Origin of the sequence: Myxococcus sp. CA051A (assembly GCF_013336705.1) — a bacterium.
Taxonomy (GTDB): domain Bacteria; phylum Myxococcota; class Myxococcia; order Myxococcales; family Myxococcaceae; genus Myxococcus; species Myxococcus llanfairpwllgwyngyllgogerychwyrndrobwllllantysiliogogogochensis.
In genome coordinates, this window is sequence record NZ_JABUMS010000005.1 from 24,503 (window position 1) to 44,594 (window position 20,092).

A 20,092-nucleotide genomic window follows, 5' to 3' on the forward strand; every position below is an offset into this window, starting at 1 on the left:
AAAACCTACCCAGGCAACCGTCCGTGACGGCTCGGGTTTCCGGGGGCGCCCGGGTGCGGTATTGCTCCCAGGAGAATGGTCTCCCTCCGCCGAGCCCTCGCCATCCTCCTGCTGTCCGCTGGCTGTCTGCCGTCGCCGTATGACCGCGCCGCCAGGACCGACACCGTGGAGGGCTACCGCGCCTTCCTGCGTGAGAACCCGACCCACCCGGACGCGGACGCCGCCGAGTCGCGCTTGGAGGAACTGGAGTTCGAGGATGCGAAGAAGCTCCACACGGTGCTCGCCTACAAGCGCTTCCTGGAGGTGTACCCGGACGCGCCGCACTCGCGCACCGCGAAGACGCTGTTGGAAGGGCTGCGCTTCAACGCCGCGAAGGAGGCCGCCACGGTGGCCGCGTGGCGGCAGTTCCTCCAGGAGCACCCGGAGGGCCTGCAGCGCGACGAGGCGAAGCGGCTGATGGCGGAGGTGGAGACGCGGGAGCTGGCGACGACGCAGGACCCCCGGCGTCTGGCCGAGTACCTGCGCGAGCGCCCGGATGATCCGCGCCGCATGGAGGTGGAGTCGCGGCTGGACGGGCAGGCCTTCGAGCAGGCCAGGTCCGGGGGCGCGGCGAAGCTCTTCGCGTACCTCAAGGACTTCCCGGCGGGGACGCACCGCGAGGAGGCGCGCGGCCTCCTGCTGGAGCTGGAAGTGGAAGGGCTGCTCGTCTCGGGCCTGGTGGACGAGGCCGAGGCCCGGGTGAAGGCGCATCCCCTGGGGCCCACGCTCACGGGTTTTCCGGCGCGGCTGGCTCGCGCTCGCGCGGAGAAGGCAGCGTTGGCCCAGCCGGAGCCGCTGGTGCAGGCGGCGTACGTGGGGCACTACCTGCGCGATTTGGAGGACCTGAAGCGCGCCATGGTGGCGCCGGATGCGTTGGACCGGTGGCAGGCGGCCGAGGAGATGGGCCAGCACGTGTCCGTGCGCGCGGTGGATCCGCTGCTGGATGCGCTGCGCTCCGCGCGCAATCCGCTCATCCGGCAGAACGCGCTGGAGTCGCTGCGCACGGTGCTGGCCTCGCTGCCGCGTCCGGTGGCCGACTACGAGGTGGCCTCGCGGCTGGACGCCCTGCGCGAGCGGGCCGGCAGCGCGGAGATGTACCTCACGGTGGCGGTGCTGCTGGACCTCTCCGGCCAGCTCGCCCAGGCCTCCACGGAGTACCAGCGCGCCTTCGATACGGGCGTGCCGGACCCCGTCGTCCTTCGCCGCTGGGTGGACATCCGCGAGGCGCGCAAGCAGCCGTTCTCCGCGGCGGTGGCCGCGCGGCAGCTCGCCGTGTGGGCGCTGGGCGTGGCGCGCGAGGAGACGGTGACGGCGGAGGGCCGCGTGCCCCTGGCCTCCGCGCGGCAGTTGTGCGCGGCGGCAGTCAACGCGCGCTTCGCGGCCGGGGCCATCTCCCGTGCCCGCGCGGCGTCCAACGAGTTTCCCGAGGACCTGGCCGAGTTCGAGCGTCGGGCGGAGGAGGCGCGGCGGCTGGCCGAGGCGCGACTGGCGGACGCGGAGCTGCTCCTGCGTGAGCAGAGCCCGGGCGTGCGCACCTGCGCGGACCGGGGTGTCAGCGAGCGGCTGGAGGGTGGGGTGAAGGAGCGCACCGCGGCGCTGGCCACGGTGGGAACGAAGCTGCCGCAGGTGGGACGGTTGCTCCTGGAGCTGGCGCGGGAGAGAGACCCCTCGCCCCAGGTCCGCGAGGCGGCCTCCGCGCGGCTGACGGCGCTCAAGCCGGTGCCCTGAGCCGACTGATCCGTTCGTCCCCGGAGGGCGGGGCGGTTAGAGTTCGCCGCCCCATGGTCACCCAGCCCACCCCTCGGACCGTCGCTCCGACGAGCGCCTCGTCGCGCATCGACTACGCCGGCCTGCTCAACGAGGAGCAGCTGCGGGCGGTGGAGGCGGAGGCCGGGCCAGTGCTGGTCATCGCCGGCGCGGGCTCCGGCAAGACGCGCACGCTCACGTTCCGCGTGGCGCGTCTGCTGGAGCGTGGCGTCCAGCCCGAGAACCTCCTGCTGCTGACCTTCACCAACAAGGCCGCGCGGGAGATGACCCGGCGGGTGGCGGACCTGGCGGGCTCGTTCGCGGACGTGCGGCGCATCCTCGGAGGGACCTTCCACCATGCGGCGCACCTGCTCCTGCGCCAGCACGCGGGGATGCTGGGCTACTCGGACCGCTTCACCGTGCTGGACCGGGAGGACGCCCGGGACTTGATGGTCACCTGTCTGGCCGAGCGCAAGCTCAAGAGCGACAAGCGCTTCCCCCGACCGGAGCTGGTGTTGGACCTGGTGTCGTTGGCCACCAATCTCCAGCAGGCCGTCTCCGAGGTCCTCTTCGACCGGCGGCCCCAGTTTCTTCCCCTGGCCCCGGAGATCCTCGCGACGGCGGCGCGCTACCGGCAGCGCAAGGCGCAGCTGCACCTGATGGACTTCGATGACCTGCTGCTCAACCTGAAGCGGCTGCTCACCGAACACCCCACGGTGCGCGCCCAGCTCACCGAGCGCTTCCACAGCGTCCTCGTGGACGAGTACCAGGACACCAACAAGCTCCAGGGAGAGCTGGTGGATCTGCTCGCCGGCGAGCGCCGTGACTTGACGGTGGTGGGGGACGACTGCCAGTCCATCTACAGCTTCCGGGGCGCGGACTTCTCCAACATCATCGGCTTTCCCGAGCGCCATCCCGGCTGCGCCGTCTTCACGCTCACTCGCAACTACCGCTCGACCCCTGAGGTCCTCCAGCTCGCCAACGCGGCCATCTCCCGCAACGAGCGGCAGTTTCCCAAGACGCTCGTCGCGGAGCGTCCTTCGGGGGCCCGTCCCGTCGTCGTCCCAGCGCTCGACGCCGCCGACCAGGCCGCCTGGGTGGCCCGCCGCGTCCTGGAGCTGCGCGACGGAGGCCTGTCCCTGGAGGCGATGGCCGTCCTCTATCGCGCGCACAACCACTCGCTCGAACTCCAACTGGAGCTCACGCGCCTGGGCATCCCGTTCCGGGTCCGCTCGGGGGTGCGGTTCTTCGAGCAGCCCCACGTCAAGGACGTGCTGGCCCACCTGCGGCTGGTGAACAACCCCGGGGATGAGCTCGCCTTCAAGCGGGTGGTGCGCGCGGTGCCCGGGGTGGGGCCCACGACGGCGGAGCACCTGTGGACGTCCCTGCGCGCGCTGCCGGAGGGACTGTCCCTGGCGGAAGGCCTGGCGCGCGACGAGGTCCGGACCCATCTGTCGCGCAAGTCGCGCCCGGGCTTCGAGCGCTTCGCCGTTCTGATGGGTCGGCTCGGACGTCCGGAGGCCGCAGCTGACCCGGGTCTTCTCATCGAGGAGGTGCTGGCGGGAGGGTACGCGGAGGTCCTCGCGGCGGAGTCCTCACCCGAGGAAGGCCGGGAGGACGACCTGCGGCAGCTGGCCGAGTACGCGCGCCGGTTCGAGGACCTGCCCCGCTTCCTGTCGGAGCTCGCGCTCGTCGCGGAGTTCGCCGCGAAGGAGGCCCTGGGGGCCGGGGCTCCCGGAGACGTCCTGACACTCACCACCGTCCATCAGTCCAAGGGGCTGGAGTGGCGGGCCGTCTTCGTCCTCTGGCTGGTGGACGGGCGGTTTCCCATGTCCCAGGCCGCCCGCTCGGCGGAGGAGGAAGAGGAGGAGCGACGACTCTTCTACGTCGCCACCACTCGGGCCCGGGACCACCTGGCGCTGGTGTACCCCTTGTCGGTGCTGCCCCGGGAGGGGGAGCGCATCCTCCTGCGGCCGTCCCGCTTCCTGGAAGAGCTGCCAGCCGGGGAGGGGGCTCCCTATGATCGGCTCGTCCTGGCTTCCGCCGAGGCGGTACTGGGGGGGCTCCCCCTGGGGTTGCCTGGGCCTGGGCCGATGGGGTCCGAGCCGGAGGACTGAGCGGACGCCCAGAAACGCGCGCGCGAAGTCGCGACGTGATACAGAGTGGGACGAGGGCGTGCGTCTTGTGACCCGCGCCTGTGAACTTCATGGCGGACAGACCTCGCATCGTCGGGATTGACCTGGGCACCACCAACACGCTGGTGGCGTCCGTGCGCAACCGCATCCCGAAGATCGTCCCCACGGACCGCGGCAATCTCATCCTCCCCTCCGTCGTCGCCCTGTCGTCCAAGGGTGACCTGCTGGTGGGTGGGGTGGCCAAGGATCAGATGGTCACCAACCCCCGCAACACGCTGTGGGGGACCAAGCGGCTCATCGGACGGAAGTACCATTCCAAGTCCGTGGAAGACCTCCGCGGTGCCTTCCCGTACGACATCGTCGAAGGCCCTGGCGGTGACGCCGCAGTGATGTTGGACGGCAAGCTCTACTCGCTGCCCCAGGTCTCCAGCTTCGTGTTGTCCCAGCTGAAGACCATCGCCGAGCAGTTCCTGGGCGGCCCCATCGACGCGGCCGTCATCTCCGTCCCGGCCTACTACAACGACAACCAGCGCCAGGCGGTGAAGGAGGCGGGCCGGTTGGCCGGCTTCGACGTCAAGCGCATCGTCAACGAGCCGACGGCGGCGGCGCTGGCCTACGGCTTCAACCGGGGCCTGGACCAGAAGATCCTCGTCTATGACCTGGGCGGCGGCACCTTCGACGTCTCCGTCCTGCACCTGTCCGGCAATGTCTTCGAGGTGCTCGCGACGGGCGGCGATACCTTCCTGGGCGGCGCGGACTTCGACAACCGCATCATGGAGTACGTGCTGGAGCGCTTCCGCGAGGAGACCAAGGTCGACCTCGCCGAGAACCCCATCGCGCTCCAGCGCATCAAGAACGCCGCCGAGGCGGCGAAGATCGACCTGACGCTCATCCCCAACGTCGTCATCGACCTGCCCTTCATCGACGAGCGCAAGGGCAAGCCGTTGGACCTGCGCATCCCCCTGACGCGCGAGTTCCTCAACAGCCTCACCGGCGACCTGGTGGACCGGACGTTCGACATCTGTGATCGCGTGCTGGCGGAGAAGGGCATCGCCCGCTCGGAGATCGACGAGATCATCCTCGTCGGCGGGCAGAGCCGGATGCCGCTCGTGCAGCAGAAGATCCAGGCGCACTTCGGCAAGCCGCCTCGCAAGGGCGTGCACCCCGACGAGTGCGTGGCCCTGGGCGCGGCGCTGCTGGGTGACTCGCTGGGCAGCATCGACGCGGTGACGCTGCTGGACGCGCTGTCCATGCCCATTGGCTACGCGCTGCCCAATGGCCGCGTGAAGCGCATCATCGAGAAGAACTCGCTCATCCCCATGGTGAAGAGCTTCCGCCTGCCTCCTCCCAAGGAGCCCGGCGCGCCCTTCATCGAGCTGGACATCTTCCAGGGCGACAGCGACCTGATGGTGGACAACGAGTACCTGGGCACCGTCCGTGTTCCTTCCGCCGCCGCCGGTCGCAAGATCGACTTCCGCCTCACCGAGGAGTGTCTGCTCCAGGTGATGGTGGAAGAGGCCAGCGGCATGCGGAAGGTGGACCTGGCGACCCGAGACACCCCGGAGCAGCTCAAGAAGGCGCTCCAGGAGGTCGTCATCAAGCGCGACACCCAGCCGGTGCCCAGCTCCAACGGCACCAACGATGACCGGGGCCTCCTCTCGAGCATCAAGAGCATCTTCCGGAGAGGTTAGTGGGGCATGGCGAAGTTCCCGTCGAAAGAGTGGCTGGACGAAGCGGTCCGGCTCACGAACGAAGATCCCGAGTGCGCGGTGGCCGGCAGGGGCTGGATGGGCGACTTCGGGGCGGTCATCGAAGCGGAGCCCGGCAAGCTGGCGAAGGCGTTCGTCATCCACGTCGTCCCCGGTGACTGCCGCATCGAGAAGGCGCGTGTGCTCGCGGACCCGGACGACCTGGATGAGCTCGAGCCCATCTATCTGGCGCGCGCCCCGTACACCGTCTGGAAGCAGCTGCTCCAGGGGACGTTGGACCCGGTGGAGGCGGTGCTCAAGCGCCGCATCACCATGAAGGGTGACCTGCAGCCGCTCATCGAGCGCATGAAGTACAAGGGCATCGCGGACCGAGTCTTCGCGAAGCTGCAGACGCAGTTCGTCGACGAGCCGTAGGCCGGGGGGCAATCATGGGTATCCGTGACGACTTGAAGAAGCAGGCGCTGGAGGTCTCCAGCAAGGCGGTGGAGAAGCTGATGGCCGACGAGAGTCGCGCCATGGCCATCGCCAACGCCATTGGCAAGGTTCAGCGTGGCAAACAGGCGCTGGACCGGGGCCAGGAGGAGCTGTTGAAGGCGTTCCACTTCGCGCCGCGCAGCGAGTTCAAGGCCGTGGGAAAGCAGCTCTCCGGACTCAAGCGTCGGCTGCGCGAACTGGAAGAGAAGCTGGATGGGCTGTAGTTGAAATTGCGTTGACACCCACGGGGGCAGATGGCATTTACCCCCTCGTCGCGTCTCGGTCGCACACGAAGCGCGGGCGCATAGCTCAGTGGTAGAGCACTGCCTTCACACGGCAGGGGTCGCAGGTTCAAGCCCTGCTGCGCCCAACAGAAGAGGCCGTGAATCCAAGGGGAAACCCAAGGGTTCACGGCCTCTTCGCTTTTCGGCTCAGGCAGCGCCGGATGTCTCTTCGGAGCGTCGGCTCGGCGCGCCCGGGCATGGACTCCCAGGCGCGCCGCGAGTTCCCCGTGCGGGGTGGACTTCAGCCCTCCGACGGCTTGGCGAGCGGCTCGGCGCCGGGCGTCACCGGCGCGTGGGGCGGCGTGTTCCGCGACTTGATGAGCGACGCGACGATGCTGAGGCCCAGCAGGCCCGCGATGACGCCCAGGGACACCGCGGGGTGGATCTTCACGAAGTCGATGATGGCCATCTTCGTGCCCACGAAGACGAGCACGCCCGACAGGCCCACCTTCAGGTAGCTGAACTTCTCCACCGCCCCGGCCAGGAGGAAGAACAGCGAGCGCAGGCCGAGGATGGCGAAGATGTTGGACGTGAAGACGATGAATGGATCCCGCGTGACGGCGAAGATGGCGGGGATGGAGTCGAGCGCGAAGAGGATGTCCGACGCCTCCACCAGGATGAGCGCCATCAACAGCGGCGTGGCCAGCTTGCGTCCGTTCTCCACGGTGAAGAAGTGGTGCCCGTCGAAGCGGGGCGTGGAGGGAATGGTCCGCCGCGCCATCTTCATCATCCACCCGTCCTCCGGGTGGTCCTCCTTGTTGCGCTGGAAGAAGAGCTTCAGGCCCGTGAGGATGAGGAACGCGCCGAAGACGTAGATGAGCCAGTGGAAGCGCTCCAGCATGGCCACGCCCGCGAAGATCATGATGGCCCGCAGGACCAGCGCGCTGAGGATGCCCCAGAAGAGCACCCGGTGCTGGTACAGCGCGGGGATTCGCAGCGCGGAGAAGATGACGACGAAGACGAAGATGTTGTCGACGGAGAGCGACTTCTCGATGAGGTAGCCGGTGAGGAACTCCACCGCCGGACCCCCGCCGAACTTCCACCACAGCCCCGCGTTGAACACGAGCGCCAGGCTGATCCACACCGTGCTCCAGCCCAGCGCCTCCTTGAAGCCGACCGCGTGGGCCTTCCGGTGGAAGACGCCCAGGTCCAGGGCGAGCATGGCGATGACGAAGGCAATGAAGCCGCCCCACAGGGCGGGACTGCCGACGGTTTGTAGGGATTCCATAGGTGGATTTCAGATAAGAGCGCCCGTTCTCATCGACAAATAGGGATTCCGGTTGCGCTCCATCGAGAAAACCTAAGAGATGCCGGGAGCGGATGGAGGCCTGTCCCGGGAGGGGCCAGCCCGAGGGGGGCTGGAGCGAGCGACGCTGGCTGGGGAAGGGTTGCGGGACGTGGTGGGTTTCGGCCCGTCCGGTTGGAACTCGACAGTCACCGGGCCATTGAGACCAACCAGGCGTCCGCGCCCGGAGGCATTCCTGGCCTCCGGCGGGATGGGCGCGGCGAGGGCTCGCAGGGCGATTGGCGTCCGCGGCTCCTGTCACCTCGTGGCCCCCCGAAGAAGGACCGCCCTTTTGACCCGGAACCGTCTTCTCTCCTCGATTTGCGGGGCCTTGCTTGCCCTGTCCGCCACGGCTTGTGGCGCTGACTCCTCTGGTACGACGTCCCCCGGTGGTGGCACCGAGTCGCCTCCCGAGCAGCCCCAGGTCCCCACGCCTGACCCCACGCCCACTCCGGACCCGACGCCCACGCCGGACCCGACGCCGACGCCCAATCCGGACCCGACGCCGACGCCCAATCCGGACCCGACGCCGACGCCCGATCCAGACCCGACGCCGACGCCCAATCCGGACCCCACGCCCGAGCAGCCAGGCGCGGACGCGTTCGGCGTGACGATGCTCTATCCCTCCAAGGCAGGGGGCGAGGCCTGGTCACTGTCGGACAACCCCACGTCGGACTCGCGGTTCGATCCCCAGGGCACCATCACCCGCAACTCGGATGGCTCCTGGAAGATGAAGAGCAGCCAGGTTCGCATGGGGGTCACCACGTCGACGGGTTACTCGGCGGCGAAGATCCCCACCTATGACCGGGACGTGCTGGCCAGCCGTGGCTACATGCAGGCGGCGAACGATTGGAAGAACCTGGAGATGACGGGCTTCGTGAAGCTCAACTCCGCCTCCGACGGCTCGGACAACTTCGACTGGTATGCGCGGGGCGGGAAGCACAACGACAAGGAGTCGGGCTGCGAGGGCAGCAGCTACAAGGGCGGTCTGCACTACGACGGCCGTGCCCGCTGGCAGAAGGAGACGTGGCACGTGTCCTACGAGCAGGCGCCCTACAAGCCCGCGACGTCGGCGTTGAAGGGCCGCTGGGTGGGCTTCAAGGCGGTGATGCGCAACACCACCGTCAGCGGCAAGGAGGCCGTGAAGCTGGAGCTGTACGTCAACGAGAACGCCGACAAGGTGACGTGGAAGAAGGTCCACGACATGGTCGACGCGGGAGACTGGGGCGGTGACGCCGAGCACTGCGGTGGTTCCGTCGGTCCCATGCCCATCACCTGGGGTGGCCCCATCGCCACGTTCCGCTGGGACAACGCGGAGGACGTCGACTTCAAGTGGCTGTCCGTTCGTGAAATCCAGCCGTAGTTGATGGGGCGTCACGGACCGCGGTGGACGCGGCCGTGTCAGGGCGCGGAGGGCGGAAGCCTTCCGCGCCCTTTTTCGTGTCCGGGGGCTTCATGTCTCCGCGCCAACGAGGTGCGAGACCCCAAGGCAGGTGGCCGGAGTGTCCGGGAACGCGCAGCCTTCTTCGCGCCGGCGCGGGAGCGGACGGCATCCGAGGGTGTGGGCGCGGCGCTTCGCCGGTCCACTTCGGGCGAGGGGCGGCGTTCATGCGAATCACCTTCCTGGGCCATGCGGGCTTCGCCGTGGAAACCGCGCGGAGCGTCGTCGTCATGGACCCGTGGCTCACCGAGCGGGGAGCCTTCGACTCGGCGTGGATGCAGCTGCCGCGCAACCACCACTTGGCGCCGCGCGTGCGCGAGCTGCTGGAGACGCCGGGCCGGGAGCGCTTCCTCTACGTCAGCCACGAGCACAAGGACCACTTCGACCCGGAGTTCCTGGCCACGCTCCAGCGCCGCGACTTCACGGTGGTGATTCCTCGTTTCCTGCGCTCGGAGCTGCAGGACATCTTCGCGAAGTACGGCTGCAAGCGCGTCATCGCCTGTGAGGATGGCCGCGAAATCCCCTTCAAGGGGGGCTACCTCAAGCTCTACGTGTCGGAGCAGGGCACCAACCGGGACTCGGCCGTCATGGTGCGAGGGGACGGCCAGTGCTTCATCAACCTCAACGACTGCAAGCTGCATGACCGGCTGGCGCGCATCACCGAGGAGGAGGGGCCCATCGACGTCTTCACGGCCCAGTTCTCCGGCGCCATCTGGCACCCCACCTGTTACGAGTACTCGCCGGAGACATACGCGGCCATCTCGCTGAAGAAGCGCGACAGCAAGTTCGAGGCGGTGGCGCGGGCGCTGGAGGTGGTGCGCCCTCGGGCCTACCTCGCGTCCGCGGGGCCCGCGTGCTTCCTGGACCCGACGCTGTTCCACCTCAACTTCGAGAAGGTGAACATCTTCCCCAATGCCACCACGCTGTTCCGGTTCCTGGAGCAGCGTCTTCCGGGGGCCGCGTCGAAGTACCTGGAGCCGATGCCCGGGGACGTGCTGGACATCGGCTCGCTGGATTTCGTCTCGCTCGACCAGGAGCGCGTGACGGAAGGGGGCTTCGATGCGTACCTCCGGAAGTACGCGGACGACATGGCGCCGCTGTTCCGGGAGCGGCGCCGCAACATGCTGCGCGCGGAGGTGGATGAGATTCACGCGCGGCTGCGCGTCGAGCTGCAGCGCAAGCTGGACCTTTTGGACCTGCACGAGCGCGTGGGCATGCCCCTGTACGTGGAGCTGACGGAGTTGCCGGAGCGGTTGTTGCGGGTGGACTTCAAGGGCCGGCGCGTGGACGAGGTCTCCGAGCTTCGCGAGACGACGCGCTACACGATGAAGGTCTCCGCCGCGGACATGGTGCGGGTGCTGGACCGGAAGCTGACGTGGGAGGACTTCCTGCTGTCGTTCCGCCTGCGGCTGAGCCGGTCGCCAGACGTCTACGAGCCCATCCTCCATGGCTTCCTGGGGGTGGAGATCGAAGACATGCGCGCCTTCTGCGAAGGCGTGCGCTCCACGGAGTCGCAGCGCGAGCGGACGGTGGTGTCCGTGGGGCAGAAGCGCTTCTCCGTGCAGCGGTTCTGTCCGCATCAGGGCGCGGACCTGGCGGAGGGCTGGGTGGAGGAGGGCAAGTACCTCGTCTGTCCTCGCCACCGCTGGCAGTTCGACCTGGACGACGGAGGTCGCTGCTTGATGAATGGCTCCACGCTCTGCGCGGAGCCGGCGACGGACGTCGTTCCCGAGGAGACGGAGAAGCCCACCGTCCCCGCGCCAGTCGTCGAGCCTCGCGTGTAGCTCGCGGACGCGAGGTGTGAGGTGGGGCGCTCAGGGCTCGAAGCTGACGCCGCCCTGAGCGAGGAATGGATGCCAATGCGCGCCAGCCTCGCGTTCACGGTGGCGTTCTGAGCTCCCGCCGGACCGAAGCACTCGATGAATCAATGCCGCCCGAGGTTTTCCATGGATGGCTTGGAATGGGCTGGCAGGAGGAGCGTCTGACCCGCTCGGGAATCCCTGGGTTCTGGTGGATGTCTGTCTGTGTATCGGAATGAATCCGGGGATTCATGGGAGCCGGTGGATTCATCAGGCGTCCCTGGGTGAAAAGGTGAGCCCGGCGGCCGGTATGGGCGGTATTTTCGGTCCGCCATGTCTCATGCCCCCAAGCCCCCGAAGAAGATGGATGTCGCCAGGCTGATGAAGAAGGTGGACGGCCTGCTCGACGAGTCGCCGCCTCAACTGGATGACGCGGTTCCCCTTCTGCGTCAGGTGCTGGAGGCCGAGCCAGAGCGACTGATGGCGTTGCACTCCCTGAGCTGGGCGCTGGACGCCTCGCGTCGCACCGATCCGCGTCGCTGGGAGCGAACGCTGAAGGCGGAGCACTGGAGGGCCAGGGACCGCGTCCTCGAGCTGACGCGAGGCACCCGGGCCGGTGGCGACCTGAGCGATGCCCAGCGGGCGCGCTCGCTGGCCCTGAGCCTGTGGGCGGAGGAGGTCGTCGGGGGCAGTCCCACGGACGCCCAGCTCGACGCCGTGGAGGCCGCGTTGGAGGAGGCCGAGGGGCTGCGCCCGCTGCCGGACCATGCGCGGGCGCGCCGGGGGCTCGACGCCTGGCGCACCTTGCGGAAGGGCCCGGGGACGAAGGGCTACGAGAAGCTGCTCGCCGTGCTGGAAGCGGCGCCCGAGCAGCGAACCCTCGACGTGGAGGACGACGGCCCGGATTGCTTCAGCGGTCTGCAGGGGGCCTTCTCCGACGAGGGCTTCGTGGCGTGGCTGCGAAAGCAGAAGCCGGCGGCGCGGCCCAAGGGGAAGAAGGCCCGTCAGCTTGACGCGGGCCTGCTGCTCGCGGCGGGGCAGGACGCCGCCCCGTTCTTCGGCCCGGGCTTCGGCGGAGGTCGAGTGGCCCGGGTGCTGGCCTTGCGCGCGCTGGGCGCGAACCTGGACGTCCAGGACGAGGATGAGCAGGGGCTGCTCCACCTGGCCGCCCGCGTGGATGACGCGGCGCTGGTGCGGGAGTTGCTCGCCCTGGGACTCTCCACGTCCGCCGTCGCCGCCGAGTCGGCCACGCCGCTGCACCTCGCGGCCGAGGATGGCGCGGTCTCCTGCATCCCCGTGCTCGTCAAGGGCGGAGCCCAGGTGGACGCGCTCGACGAGAATGGACGCACCCCGCTCTTCAACGCCCAGGTGCCTGAGGTGGCCCAGGCACTGCTCGACGTGGGCGCCGACCCCAACGGGGGCGATGGCTGGACACCGCTGCACCAGCACGTGTGCTTCCTGGACCGGGAGCCGGTCATCGAGCTCCTCCTTCGCGCGGGCGCGGACGTCACGCGCAAGGACGCGGGGGAGAAGACCCCCGCCCAGGAAGCGCTGCGCCACAAGAACCCGCGGCTCGCCGAACTCCTGGGGGCGCCGCGGCCGCCGGGCGGAAGGAAAGCCACACTGGCGAAATGATGAGACCTGGTTCGCCCCGGCGCTTGCGGGAATCCCGTATGCGCTGGGGTCGGACGTCGATGTTTGTGGCATTCCATGTCACACGCCGCCAGCTGAGAGGCATTGTTTGTAGCGCTTCATGTCACATGAGGGTCCCGCCTGCCGTGGGTCGTGTGTGGCATGACTGTGTTTGGATGGATATTGACGCCGGGATTGGAACGCCTGTGCCAGTCGTGGCAACGTCAGACGAATCACATATCGTGTTCCTGGGTGTCATCGAGCCCGATGCCACCTCTCTCCCAATCCGGAGGTATGTGATGTCTCTGTCGAGAATCGCTGGCAAGCAGTGGCTGTGGTTGTGCGGTCTGCTCGGAGGTGCGGTGGTGCTCGGTGGCGGCTGTGGCGCGCCTGACGCGGAGGTCGAGCCTCAGCCCTCCGTGGAGCAGGCGCGTCCGCTCATCCAGTGTACGCCCTCGTCGACGGGCCTGACGGCCTGTGGCGTCGTCACGACGGCCACGGGCGCGCCGGTCGCTGGCGCGATGGTGGACCTGCGTGGCATTGGGACGCTCACGGCCGCGGATGGCTCATTCTCCGTGTCCGCGCCAGCGCCGATGGGCTCCGCGCTGACCATCACCGCGCCGGGGTACATGCCCCACGTCGGCGCCATCACGCGCAACGTGCTCGGGGCCCGGTTCGTGCTCCACACGCTCCACCGTCAGACCTTCACTGGCGGCACCCCCACGGTGGCGGACCCGCGCAGCGGCGCCTCCATCCAGGTGAACCTGAGCGCGCTCCAGGGCCCCTCCGGTGAGCAGCCCGTCCCCCCGTTCACGGTGGGCGTGCGCTACATCGACACGGGCCTGCTCGCGATGCCGGGCGCGGACGCCGCCATCAACCGCGCGGGCCAGACGGTCTTCCTGGAGTCGCGTGGCGCCATCTACACGGAGGTGCGCGACGCCAAGGGCACCCTGCTCAAGCTGCGCGCGGGCGCGACGGCCCGCATCTTCATCCCACTCACCAACGACATGGCCGGCTCCGCGCCGAGCTCCATCGCGCTGTGGTCCATGGGCGTGGGCACCAACGTGTGGAACCAGCAGGCCGCCCCCGCCACGCGGGCGCCCAACCCGACGCAGTGCGGGGTGCGTGAGACCGTCACGTGTGACCCTGACGACTGCAGCCGCATCTCGTCGACCGGCTTCGGGGGCAACACCAGCGAGATTGGCTTCGTCAACGCGGACATCGAAAAGACGAACCCCGCCTGTCTGCGCGTGGTGGTGAACGCCGCGTCGCTGCCGCCCGGCACCGTGCTGCCCATCTGCCTGGAGCTGGAGATTCCGATCCCCACCGGTGGGACGCAGACGCGCAACATGTGCGTGGGGGCGGGCACCGACGTCCTCTACAACCTGCCGGCCAACGTCAACGTCACCGTGCGCCAGGCCTCGGGCTTCGGGTGTCCGCCGCCGCCCAGCGGCAGCGTGACGGTGAACACGGGCGCGCCGTGGGGCGGCGCCGGCGTGCCTGCTTCCCCCGGCCAGTGCAATGGCGTGCTGACGCTGCCGCCGCTGCCTTGACGTGAGTCGATGGTTGCAAGGGGCTCCGGCGTGCTCGCGCGCCGGGGCCTTGTCGTCGCCGAAATGAAGGGTGCCGTGTCCGGAAAGGTCGCCGTCCAGCAGCCGACAGCCATCCGCGACTGACAGGCGATTACGAGCCCCCGCCCGAACGGAGACCATCCCGGCCTCCGAATGCGTGCCATTCCCAAAGGGCGAACCCCCTTCCGTCGACGTCGTGTGGCTGTCATTGGCGCGGGGGTCGCGCGCGACGCCGTCATGCTTGTTCGGGGCGACTGCTGGGGAGCGCCTCGCAACGCCGCGGTGACCGTCGCGCCTTCCATGCCGCCAGCCCTGCCGCTGCGTTCCCCGCGCTCCGCGCTGCTCCAGGGCGCGCTGACGGGCCTGGCGCCGCCGCGTGGTTTTTCTGTCCGGGCTTGATGCGTGCTCGGGCTCGAAGCAGCTTCACCACCCCAGTCGGAGGTATCCCAGATGAGGGATGTCGCGCATTCCACCCTGTCTCTCCATGAGTCCCGAAGCAGTGCGGCGGAGCTCGTCCGGAGCATCCTGCCCATCCTCTATGGCGTCGACGAGCGCCCGCCTCGGGCGGCCGCGACGAAGCACTACCATCCCGATGCCACCTTCCAGGATCCGCTCCTCACGGTGCAGGGAATCGAGAGCATCCGGCGGCTCGTCTACGTCAACCGGACGCTCCTCACGGACTGCCGCATCGTGTTCGGGGATGTCGCGGAGACCGTCCGTCCGGACGGCTCGCACGTCGTGCTGGCCGACGTGACGTGCACGCTGGTCTTCAAGCACTTCCTCCTGTGGCGCCCCTGGCAGAAGCTGGTCGGGGATTCCTTCACCTATCAAGCGGTGCACAAGGTCGTGCTCGACGAGGACCTCAAGGTCACCGCGCATGAAGAGCATTTCAGCGTGAGGTCCGTGCTCGATACCGTCCCGGTGGGCCGCGCGCTGTATGCGCTGCTCCGCAAGGTGGATGCCGGCTGTACGTCGGACTTCGGCTACACGCTGAACCAGTACATCGCCGGGGACCGGTCCATCCGCACCGTGCTCTGAAGTGTCGCCCGAGCGCTTCGGCCCTCGCCGAGGCGCGCCGGGACCCGACGCGAGGGCTTCGCGCGAGTCAGGGCGTCCGGGCCAGCGTGTCCGCCTTGAGGTGTCCCAGGTCCGTGCGAGCCCCGCCCTCGATGACGAAGGGGCGCTTGTCGAGACTTCCCTCCATCGTCAGGAAGTGATCTCCGGGCGGAAGACCCGCCACGATGAAGCGCCCGTCCGCCCCCCGGAAGGACATGGGGTGGTAGAGCCAGTCGTCGACGTTCAGGCGCGGGCCCACGACATACGTCCCCTCCTGGGTGACGTCGACGTGGCCGACGACGGCGCCGGTGTCCTCCAAGCGGATGTCCGCGACCACCCGCTGGCCCTCGGTGGCCGTGACGGTGACGCTGCCGGCGCGGCCGTCATCGAGCCACGCATGGACGGTCTGCGTCCCCATGACGGGATTCACCACGAAGGCCGAGCCCTCGAAGCGGATCTGGCTGAAGTAGCGAGGGCTCTGACTGCAGCCTCTCCAGTACTGGGTGGGCTTCATCACGGAGATGCGTGCCCCCTTCGCGGGCGTGCCGTCCGGCATGAGGACATGACCCGCCAGCTCGAAGTAGTGCGGCACCGGAGGATGGGGTGGCCCGATGGTGACTCCGTGGACGTTCGAGTCATACGGAACCTTGATGGACAGCGGGACTCCGGGGGCCAATTCCACCTTCTTCCATCCGTCGAGGGTCGACCAGCCGTGGACGCCGCTCACGTGCGCGGTGTGGCTTCCCGACTCGACGTTGCCGCTCCAGCTGCCATCGTCCTGACGCCTCAGCGGAGCGGCGACGGAGACGGATTCGATGACATCCACGTTGTTGGACTTCTTGAACCGGGACCAGCGGCGATTGCGGCTGCGCGAGGGTTGGACTGTCACGGTGGTGAAGCCCGCGAACTGGATGTCCAGCCGAGCCTCCTCTCCCGCTTTGACGTCGAGGTCGCGACCCAGCCCCTGGCCCTCGGGGGAGAAGGGATGGATGTAGACGGGGCCCGGCGAAACGCCATCCAGGCGGTAGTGGCCTTGCGCGTCGGTGATGGCCTGGGTGGGCATCCACTTCTCGACTGAGCGCTCGCCCCTGGCCATCAATCGCACCCCCTGGGCGGGCGTCCCATCGAGCTTGCGCACCTGTCCGGTGACGGTGGCGCCGGGAGGCAGCGCCAGGTGGGCGGTGATGGTTCCTCCGGCGACGAGGCCCACGTCCGGCTCGCAGTCCTCGCCGTGCCCCGCGCCGCGCGCGCAGAGGTGGAAGTGCCCGGGGCGCGCGGCGGGGAACCGCGCGAGGCCCTGCTCATCCGTGAGCGCGGACTCCAAGGGATTGGCCAGGTCGACGGGCTCGCGAATGATGGCGACCATGGCTCCCGCGAGCGGCCGCTGATCCTGGGCGGAGACGACGCGGACCTCGGCGAGTCCCGTCCCATCGCGCGTGGGAGGTGTCAGCGGTGGACGAGGCCTGGGCGCGGAGGGGCTCGCGGGAGGGGCCGCGGGTTGGAGGGGGACGGGCGTGACGGCGGCCGGAGGAGGCGGATGGATTCGAGCCGTCAGTTCCTGGCGCAGCAGCGCGGCGACTCCAAGGGCCGTCACGACTCCAGCGGTCGCGACCCAGCCAGCCTTTGCACGCATGATGTGGTCCTCCCAGGCGCCTCGCACCCGCGCAGCCTGGGCGAGACAGATGAGACTACCATTCCCGGGGTCGTTCTGGGCACGGCCGCCGGGGTCTTCCCCGCTGTGAAGGGCGAGGGAGTAGGGTAGGGTGTCCGCCGTTCCCGCACCCTCGGATTTCTCCACCGCATGTCCACCGATGTTCCTGTTTCAGGAGAGGCGCCGCTGCCTATGTCCCTGGGCGCGCGGTTGCGCGTGCTGGGCGCGGAGCTGGCCTTTCCCGTGGGGCTCTTCTTCTTCAGCCGTCTGGCCTTGTTGCTGCTCGCGCGCGTATCGCTCGCGTTCGACAACAGGCTCCACCGCGCGCCCTTCCAGCAGGTGGGCCCGGCGGGGCTGGATGCGTTCTGTCGATGGGACTGTGGTTGGTACATGGAGATCGCGCAGAAGGGCTACGAGCGCCCCCAGGCCACGAACTTCTTCCCTTTGCTGCCCATGTTGGGGCGGTGGGTGCGAGACGCCACGGGCCTGAGCATCCAGGTCTCGTTGGTGCTGGTGGCCAACGTCGCCGGGTTGTTGGGACTCATCGTCCTGTATCGGCTGTTTCGCGCGCTGGAAGGCGAGGAGACGGCCCGTGTCTCGCTGCTGCTCTTCACGGCGTATCCCTTCGCCTTCTTCCAGTCCGCGGGCTACCCCGAGTCGTGGATGGTGTTCCTCACCGCGCTCGCGCTGCTCTTGAGCCTGCGCGGCCGTCACTGGTGGGCGGCGCTCGCCCTGGGCTTCGGCGGTCTGGCGCGGCACCTGTCCCTGGCGGCGGGCCTGTCCCTCTTGTTCCAGCAGGTGCGCTCTCGTGGTGGCGGCCTTCGGGCCTGGTTCCACCGCGACATGCTCGCGCTGGCGATACCGCTGGTGATGACCTCGCTCTACTTCGTCTTCCTCTGGCGGAAGTTCGGAGACCCGCAGATCTGGTGGAAGGTGCGCGGAGGCGAGTGGGCGGGGGCCTGGGCGGGCCTGCTGACCTGGTGGAAGGGTGACTGGGCGCCCGAGGTCAGCCTCTACGTGGCGCTCTCCTTCGTCCCCGGCGTGGGGGCCTTGCTGCTCCTGGCGCGCCGGCGCTGGTGGGCGCTGGCTGCCTTTGGCGTTCCGCTGATGCTCGTGTTGTGGACCGTCGGGCTGGTAGGCCTGGGCCGCTACAGCGCGGCCGTGTGGCCCGCCTTCCTGCCCCTGGGGGCCTGGCTCGGCCGGCACCCCGCGCTGCGAGGGCCCGTGGTGCTCGGCTTCGCGCTGTTCCAGGGCATGCTCGTCTTCCTCTTCGTCCACGCGTACCCCATCAACTAGGGCCGCAAGGCGAGTGCCCCTCCCGTGTCAGTCGAGGGGCAGGAAGTCCGGCCGTGACGCGCTCTTCGACATGGGGCCGGTGGGCCCGTCGTTGAGGACGCACTCCCCCGCGATGGGCTCGGAGACTTCGCAGCCCGACTTCGGGTTTCCCCATCGCTCGGTGCGGTTCAGCCACGCCAGGCTCCCCTCAAAGGTGCCCGGCGTGCGCCAGTCGAAGGGCACCAGCGCGCTCCACGTGTCCCAGGCGATGCCGCGTCCGGTGTCATCCGCCAGGAAGTCGCCGTTGGGCAGTTGCCGGTAGATGTGCCGGGCGGCATCCGCGTAGACGCCGTGGGAGCCCTGGGCGGAGAAGAGCTCCGGCCGCCAGCCCAGCAAGCCCATGCCCTTGTCGCCATAGGTGAAGGTCTGCCCGTTGGCGTGCTGGCTCAGGTAGACCTGCGACGGCCGGCCCTCCACGAAGCGCACCGTCGCGTGCTCCCAATCCCCCACGTGGTTGCCGAAGGTGGAATAGCCCCCCACGCAGCCCCAGGGGGAGTACCAGCCAATGCAGACGCGCTTGCCATTGTTGTACGGGTAGAACATCCAATACACCACGTCGGTCGTGGACGTGGGCAGCCCATTCACGGTGCGGGTGATGAGCTCCGCATAGACAGGCACGGGCGCCTGGTTCGGCCGCTGCCCATCCAGGAACTGCGGGTCCGTACACGAGTCACAGCCCAGGGCCTGGTTCGTCACCTGATGGCCGCCCTCCACGTGGACGTTGGCGAGGTGGAACTCCGTGGAGGAGGGGAAGTACGCCTCGCCGGGGTGCATCCACACGCGAGGGGCGAAGGCCGCCGCCGTCGCGGCGCTCACGGGCAGCCCCTGGAGCTCCGGGTGCGCCGTCGCGCTCTTGTTGAGGGCCCAGTAGCGACTGCCTCCCGTGTCGGAGTGGCTGGGCCGTGCCACGAAGGTGGCGACAGGCAGTCCCCGGTGGTCCCTGGCGTTGCTCTGCCAGAGGCCCACGTCGTTGTTCGCGCCAGAGCCGCTGTCGTTCCACACGGCGCCAGGGTCGGCGGCCACCACGTACTCGCTCTTGAGGCAGCGGATGAGGTCCGTGGAGGGCTTGCCGTAACCCAGCACCCCTACCGCGCCCAGGCAGGTGTAGCCGGCGGGCGCCACGGGCTCCCAGAACGAGCCATCGTGGGTTCCTCCGGAGCCCTTGTCGTCCCAGACCCAGACGTAGTCCACGGGTCGGGCGAGCAGGTCTCCCTCGCCCTGCACCACGAGCGCTGTCGCGGGAGTGGGGCCTCCGCCGCCATTGGGCATCGCGACATCGCCGAGTGAGTAATAGCCCGGCGACTGGGCGAGGTTGGGGCGCCAGATGGAGACGTCGTTGTTGGAGCCCGTGCCGCTGTCGTCGTAGATCCACTGGAAGGTCGACACGGGTTTGAAGAGCAGTCGCTGGCTGAAGCGCAGCGGAGCCCTGTCGGAGGCGAGGGTGAGGTCCGCGCTCTGGCCCGGTGAAGCGGTCGCCGCGACGAGCTTGTAGGTGCCCGGGGCCAGGGAGAGGGACACGCGCGCGCCCAGGTTGCCCGCGCTGTTGTCGTCCTCCGCGAGCACGTTGCCGCTGGCATCGAGCAGGTAGAGGTACGCATCCACGGACGAGGTGAGGGTGAAGGTCACCGTCGCAGTGGGGCCCACGTGGTCGACGAAGAACGTGCGGTTGCCGGGATGGGTGGGATTGCGTCCACCGGAGCCGAGCCATCGCCCATACACGGTGTTGCCCTGGAGTCCCGCGAGGGCGGCCCCCGTGTCGCGCAGCGACGTGTCTTCGACGGCCTCCAGCGAACCGCCACATCCCAGCGCGCCCACTCCCAACGATGACAGCACGAGCCAGCGGAGTGAACCCAGACGTCCAGCGAGCATACGGGCCTCTTCATGTCCCTGCGTGGACGCGCAGGATGCCCTCAAGTCTCTTCAAGACACCAGTCT

14 protein-coding genes and 1 tRNA gene are annotated in these 20,092 nt (G+C 68.8%); 12 read left to right on the forward strand and 3 right to left on the reverse strand.

The window, feature by feature from the left end:
• Nucleotides 1-75 precede the first annotated feature (75 nt).
• The 6 genes from HUA74_RS16560 to HUA74_RS16585 all read left to right on the forward strand — a co-directional run bounded on the left by HUA74_RS16560 (nt 76) and on the right by HUA74_RS16585 (nt 6,473).
• Nucleotides 76-1,767 (forward strand): HEAT repeat domain-containing protein, encoded by a 1,692-nt coding sequence (locus tag HUA74_RS16560; RefSeq protein WP_174455293.1) that lies wholly within the window; start codon nt 76-78, stop codon nt 1,765-1,767.
• Nucleotides 1,768-1,820: 53 nt separating this feature from the next.
• Nucleotides 1,821-3,902, forward strand: a complete 2,082-nt coding sequence (locus HUA74_RS16565) for an ATP-dependent helicase (protein ID WP_174455294.1) — start codon at nt 1,821-1,823, stop codon at nt 3,900-3,902.
• An 89-nt stretch (nt 3,903-3,991) separates the two neighbouring features.
• The gene (locus HUA74_RS16570; RefSeq protein WP_141641288.1) at nt 3,992-5,611 is read left to right on the forward strand and encodes an Hsp70 family protein; all 1,620 of its coding nucleotides are present in this window, start codon (nt 3,992-3,994) and stop codon (nt 5,609-5,611) included.
• Nucleotides 5,612-5,617: 6 nt separating this feature from the next.
• A complete protein-coding gene (locus HUA74_RS16575) occupies nt 5,618-6,043 on the forward strand; it encodes a hypothetical protein (protein WP_174455295.1) in 426 nt (141 codons plus the stop codon).
• A gap of 14 nt (nt 6,044-6,057) precedes the next feature.
• Complete coding sequence (locus tag HUA74_RS16580) at nt 6,058-6,327, forward strand: hypothetical protein (RefSeq protein WP_141641290.1); 270 nt, start codon at nt 6,058-6,060, stop codon at nt 6,325-6,327.
• 74 nt (nt 6,328-6,401) lie between these two features.
• A tRNA-Val gene (locus HUA74_RS16585) sits at nt 6,402-6,473 on the forward strand.
• A 155-nt stretch (nt 6,474-6,628) separates the two neighbouring features.
• Here HUA74_RS16585 and HUA74_RS16590 read toward each other — a convergent pair.
• Nucleotides 6,629-7,615 (reverse strand): TerC family protein, encoded by a 987-nt coding sequence (locus HUA74_RS16590; protein WP_174455296.1) that lies wholly within the window; start codon nt 7,613-7,615, stop codon nt 6,629-6,631.
• Between the two features lie 349 nt (nt 7,616-7,964).
• On the opposite strand from HUA74_RS16590, the gene HUA74_RS16595 reads away from it, so the two are divergent.
• From HUA74_RS16595 to HUA74_RS16615, 5 genes are all read left to right on the forward strand, one after another.
• Nucleotides 7,965-9,035: a carbohydrate-binding protein gene (locus tag HUA74_RS16595; protein WP_174455297.1), complete on the forward strand. Its 1,071-nt coding sequence runs from the start codon at nt 7,965-7,967 to the stop codon at nt 9,033-9,035.
• A 245-nt stretch (nt 9,036-9,280) separates the two neighbouring features.
• Nucleotides 9,281-10,897: a Rieske 2Fe-2S domain-containing protein gene (locus HUA74_RS16600; protein ID WP_174455298.1), complete on the forward strand. Its 1,617-nt coding sequence runs from the start codon at nt 9,281-9,283 to the stop codon at nt 10,895-10,897.
• A gap of 348 nt (nt 10,898-11,245) precedes the next feature.
• The gene (locus tag HUA74_RS16605) at nt 11,246-12,547 is read left to right on the forward strand and encodes an ankyrin repeat domain-containing protein (RefSeq protein WP_254614415.1); all 1,302 of its coding nucleotides are present in this window, start codon (nt 11,246-11,248) and stop codon (nt 12,545-12,547) included.
• A gap of 296 nt (nt 12,548-12,843) precedes the next feature.
• Nucleotides 12,844-14,097 carry a carboxypeptidase-like regulatory domain-containing protein gene (locus tag HUA74_RS16610; RefSeq protein WP_174455299.1) on the forward strand — a complete coding sequence of 418 codons (1,254 nt, stop codon included), beginning with the start codon at nt 12,844-12,846 and terminating at the stop codon, nt 14,095-14,097.
• Nucleotides 14,098-14,565: 468 nt separating this feature from the next.
• Nucleotides 14,566-15,153 carry a hypothetical protein gene (locus HUA74_RS16615; protein ID WP_174455300.1) on the forward strand — a complete coding sequence of 196 codons (588 nt, stop codon included), beginning with the start codon at nt 14,566-14,568 and terminating at the stop codon, nt 15,151-15,153.
• 67 nt (nt 15,154-15,220) lie between these two features.
• Here HUA74_RS16615 and HUA74_RS16620 read toward each other — a convergent pair whose 3' ends face one another.
• Nucleotides 15,221-16,804 carry a carboxypeptidase-like regulatory domain-containing protein gene (locus HUA74_RS16620; RefSeq protein WP_174455301.1) on the reverse strand — a complete coding sequence of 528 codons (1,584 nt, stop codon included), beginning with the start codon at nt 16,802-16,804 and terminating at the stop codon, nt 15,221-15,223.
• Between the two features lie 168 nt (nt 16,805-16,972).
• On the opposite strand from HUA74_RS16620, the gene HUA74_RS16625 reads away from it, so the two are divergent.
• Nucleotides 16,973-18,118, forward strand: a complete 1,146-nt coding sequence (locus tag HUA74_RS16625) for a mannosyltransferase family protein (protein WP_174455302.1) — start codon at nt 16,973-16,975, stop codon at nt 18,116-18,118.
• A gap of 27 nt (nt 18,119-18,145) precedes the next feature.
• Here HUA74_RS16625 and HUA74_RS16630 read toward each other — a convergent pair whose 3' ends face one another.
• Entirely contained in the window at nt 18,146-20,026 is a 1,881-nt protein-coding gene (locus HUA74_RS16630; protein WP_174455303.1) for a Vps62-related protein, read from the reverse strand.
• Nucleotides 20,027-20,092: the final 66 nt, after the last annotated feature.

Excerpts from the sequence above, each read along its gene's own strand:
- HUA74_RS16625 (WP_174455302.1), top strand. The coding sequence starts at position 16,973 with ATGTCCACCGATGTTCCTGTTTCAGGAGAGGCGCCGCTGCCTATGTCC.
- HUA74_RS16560 (WP_174455293.1), top strand. The coding sequence starts at position 76 with ATGGTCTCCCTCCGCCGAGCCCTCGCCATCCTCCTGCTGTCCGCTGGC.
- HUA74_RS16610 (WP_174455299.1), top strand. The coding sequence starts at position 12,844 with ATGTCTCTGTCGAGAATCGCTGGCAAGCAGTGGCTGTGGTTGTGCGGT.
- HUA74_RS16630 (WP_174455303.1), bottom strand. The coding sequence starts at position 20,026 with ATGCTCGCTGGACGTCTGGGTTCACTCCGCTGGCTCGTGCTGTCATCG.
- HUA74_RS16580 (WP_141641290.1), top strand. The coding sequence starts at position 6,058 with ATGGGTATCCGTGACGACTTGAAGAAGCAGGCGCTGGAGGTCTCCAGC.
- HUA74_RS16600 (WP_174455298.1), top strand. The coding sequence starts at position 9,281 with ATGCGAATCACCTTCCTGGGCCATGCGGGCTTCGCCGTGGAAACCGCG.
- HUA74_RS16570 (WP_141641288.1), top strand. The coding sequence starts at position 3,992 with ATGGCGGACAGACCTCGCATCGTCGGGATTGACCTGGGCACCACCAAC.
- HUA74_RS16615 (WP_174455300.1), top strand. The coding sequence starts at position 14,566 with ATGAGGGATGTCGCGCATTCCACCCTGTCTCTCCATGAGTCCCGAAGC.
- HUA74_RS16575 (WP_174455295.1), top strand. The coding sequence starts at position 5,618 with ATGGCGAAGTTCCCGTCGAAAGAGTGGCTGGACGAAGCGGTCCGGCTC.
- HUA74_RS16565 (WP_174455294.1), top strand. The coding sequence starts at position 1,821 with ATGGTCACCCAGCCCACCCCTCGGACCGTCGCTCCGACGAGCGCCTCG.
- HUA74_RS16605 (WP_254614415.1), top strand. The coding sequence starts at position 11,246 with ATGTCTCATGCCCCCAAGCCCCCGAAGAAGATGGATGTCGCCAGGCTG.
- HUA74_RS16590 (WP_174455296.1), bottom strand. The coding sequence starts at position 7,615 with ATGGAATCCCTACAAACCGTCGGCAGTCCCGCCCTGTGGGGCGGCTTC.
- HUA74_RS16620 (WP_174455301.1), bottom strand. The coding sequence starts at position 16,804 with ATGCGTGCAAAGGCTGGCTGGGTCGCGACCGCTGGAGTCGTGACGGCC.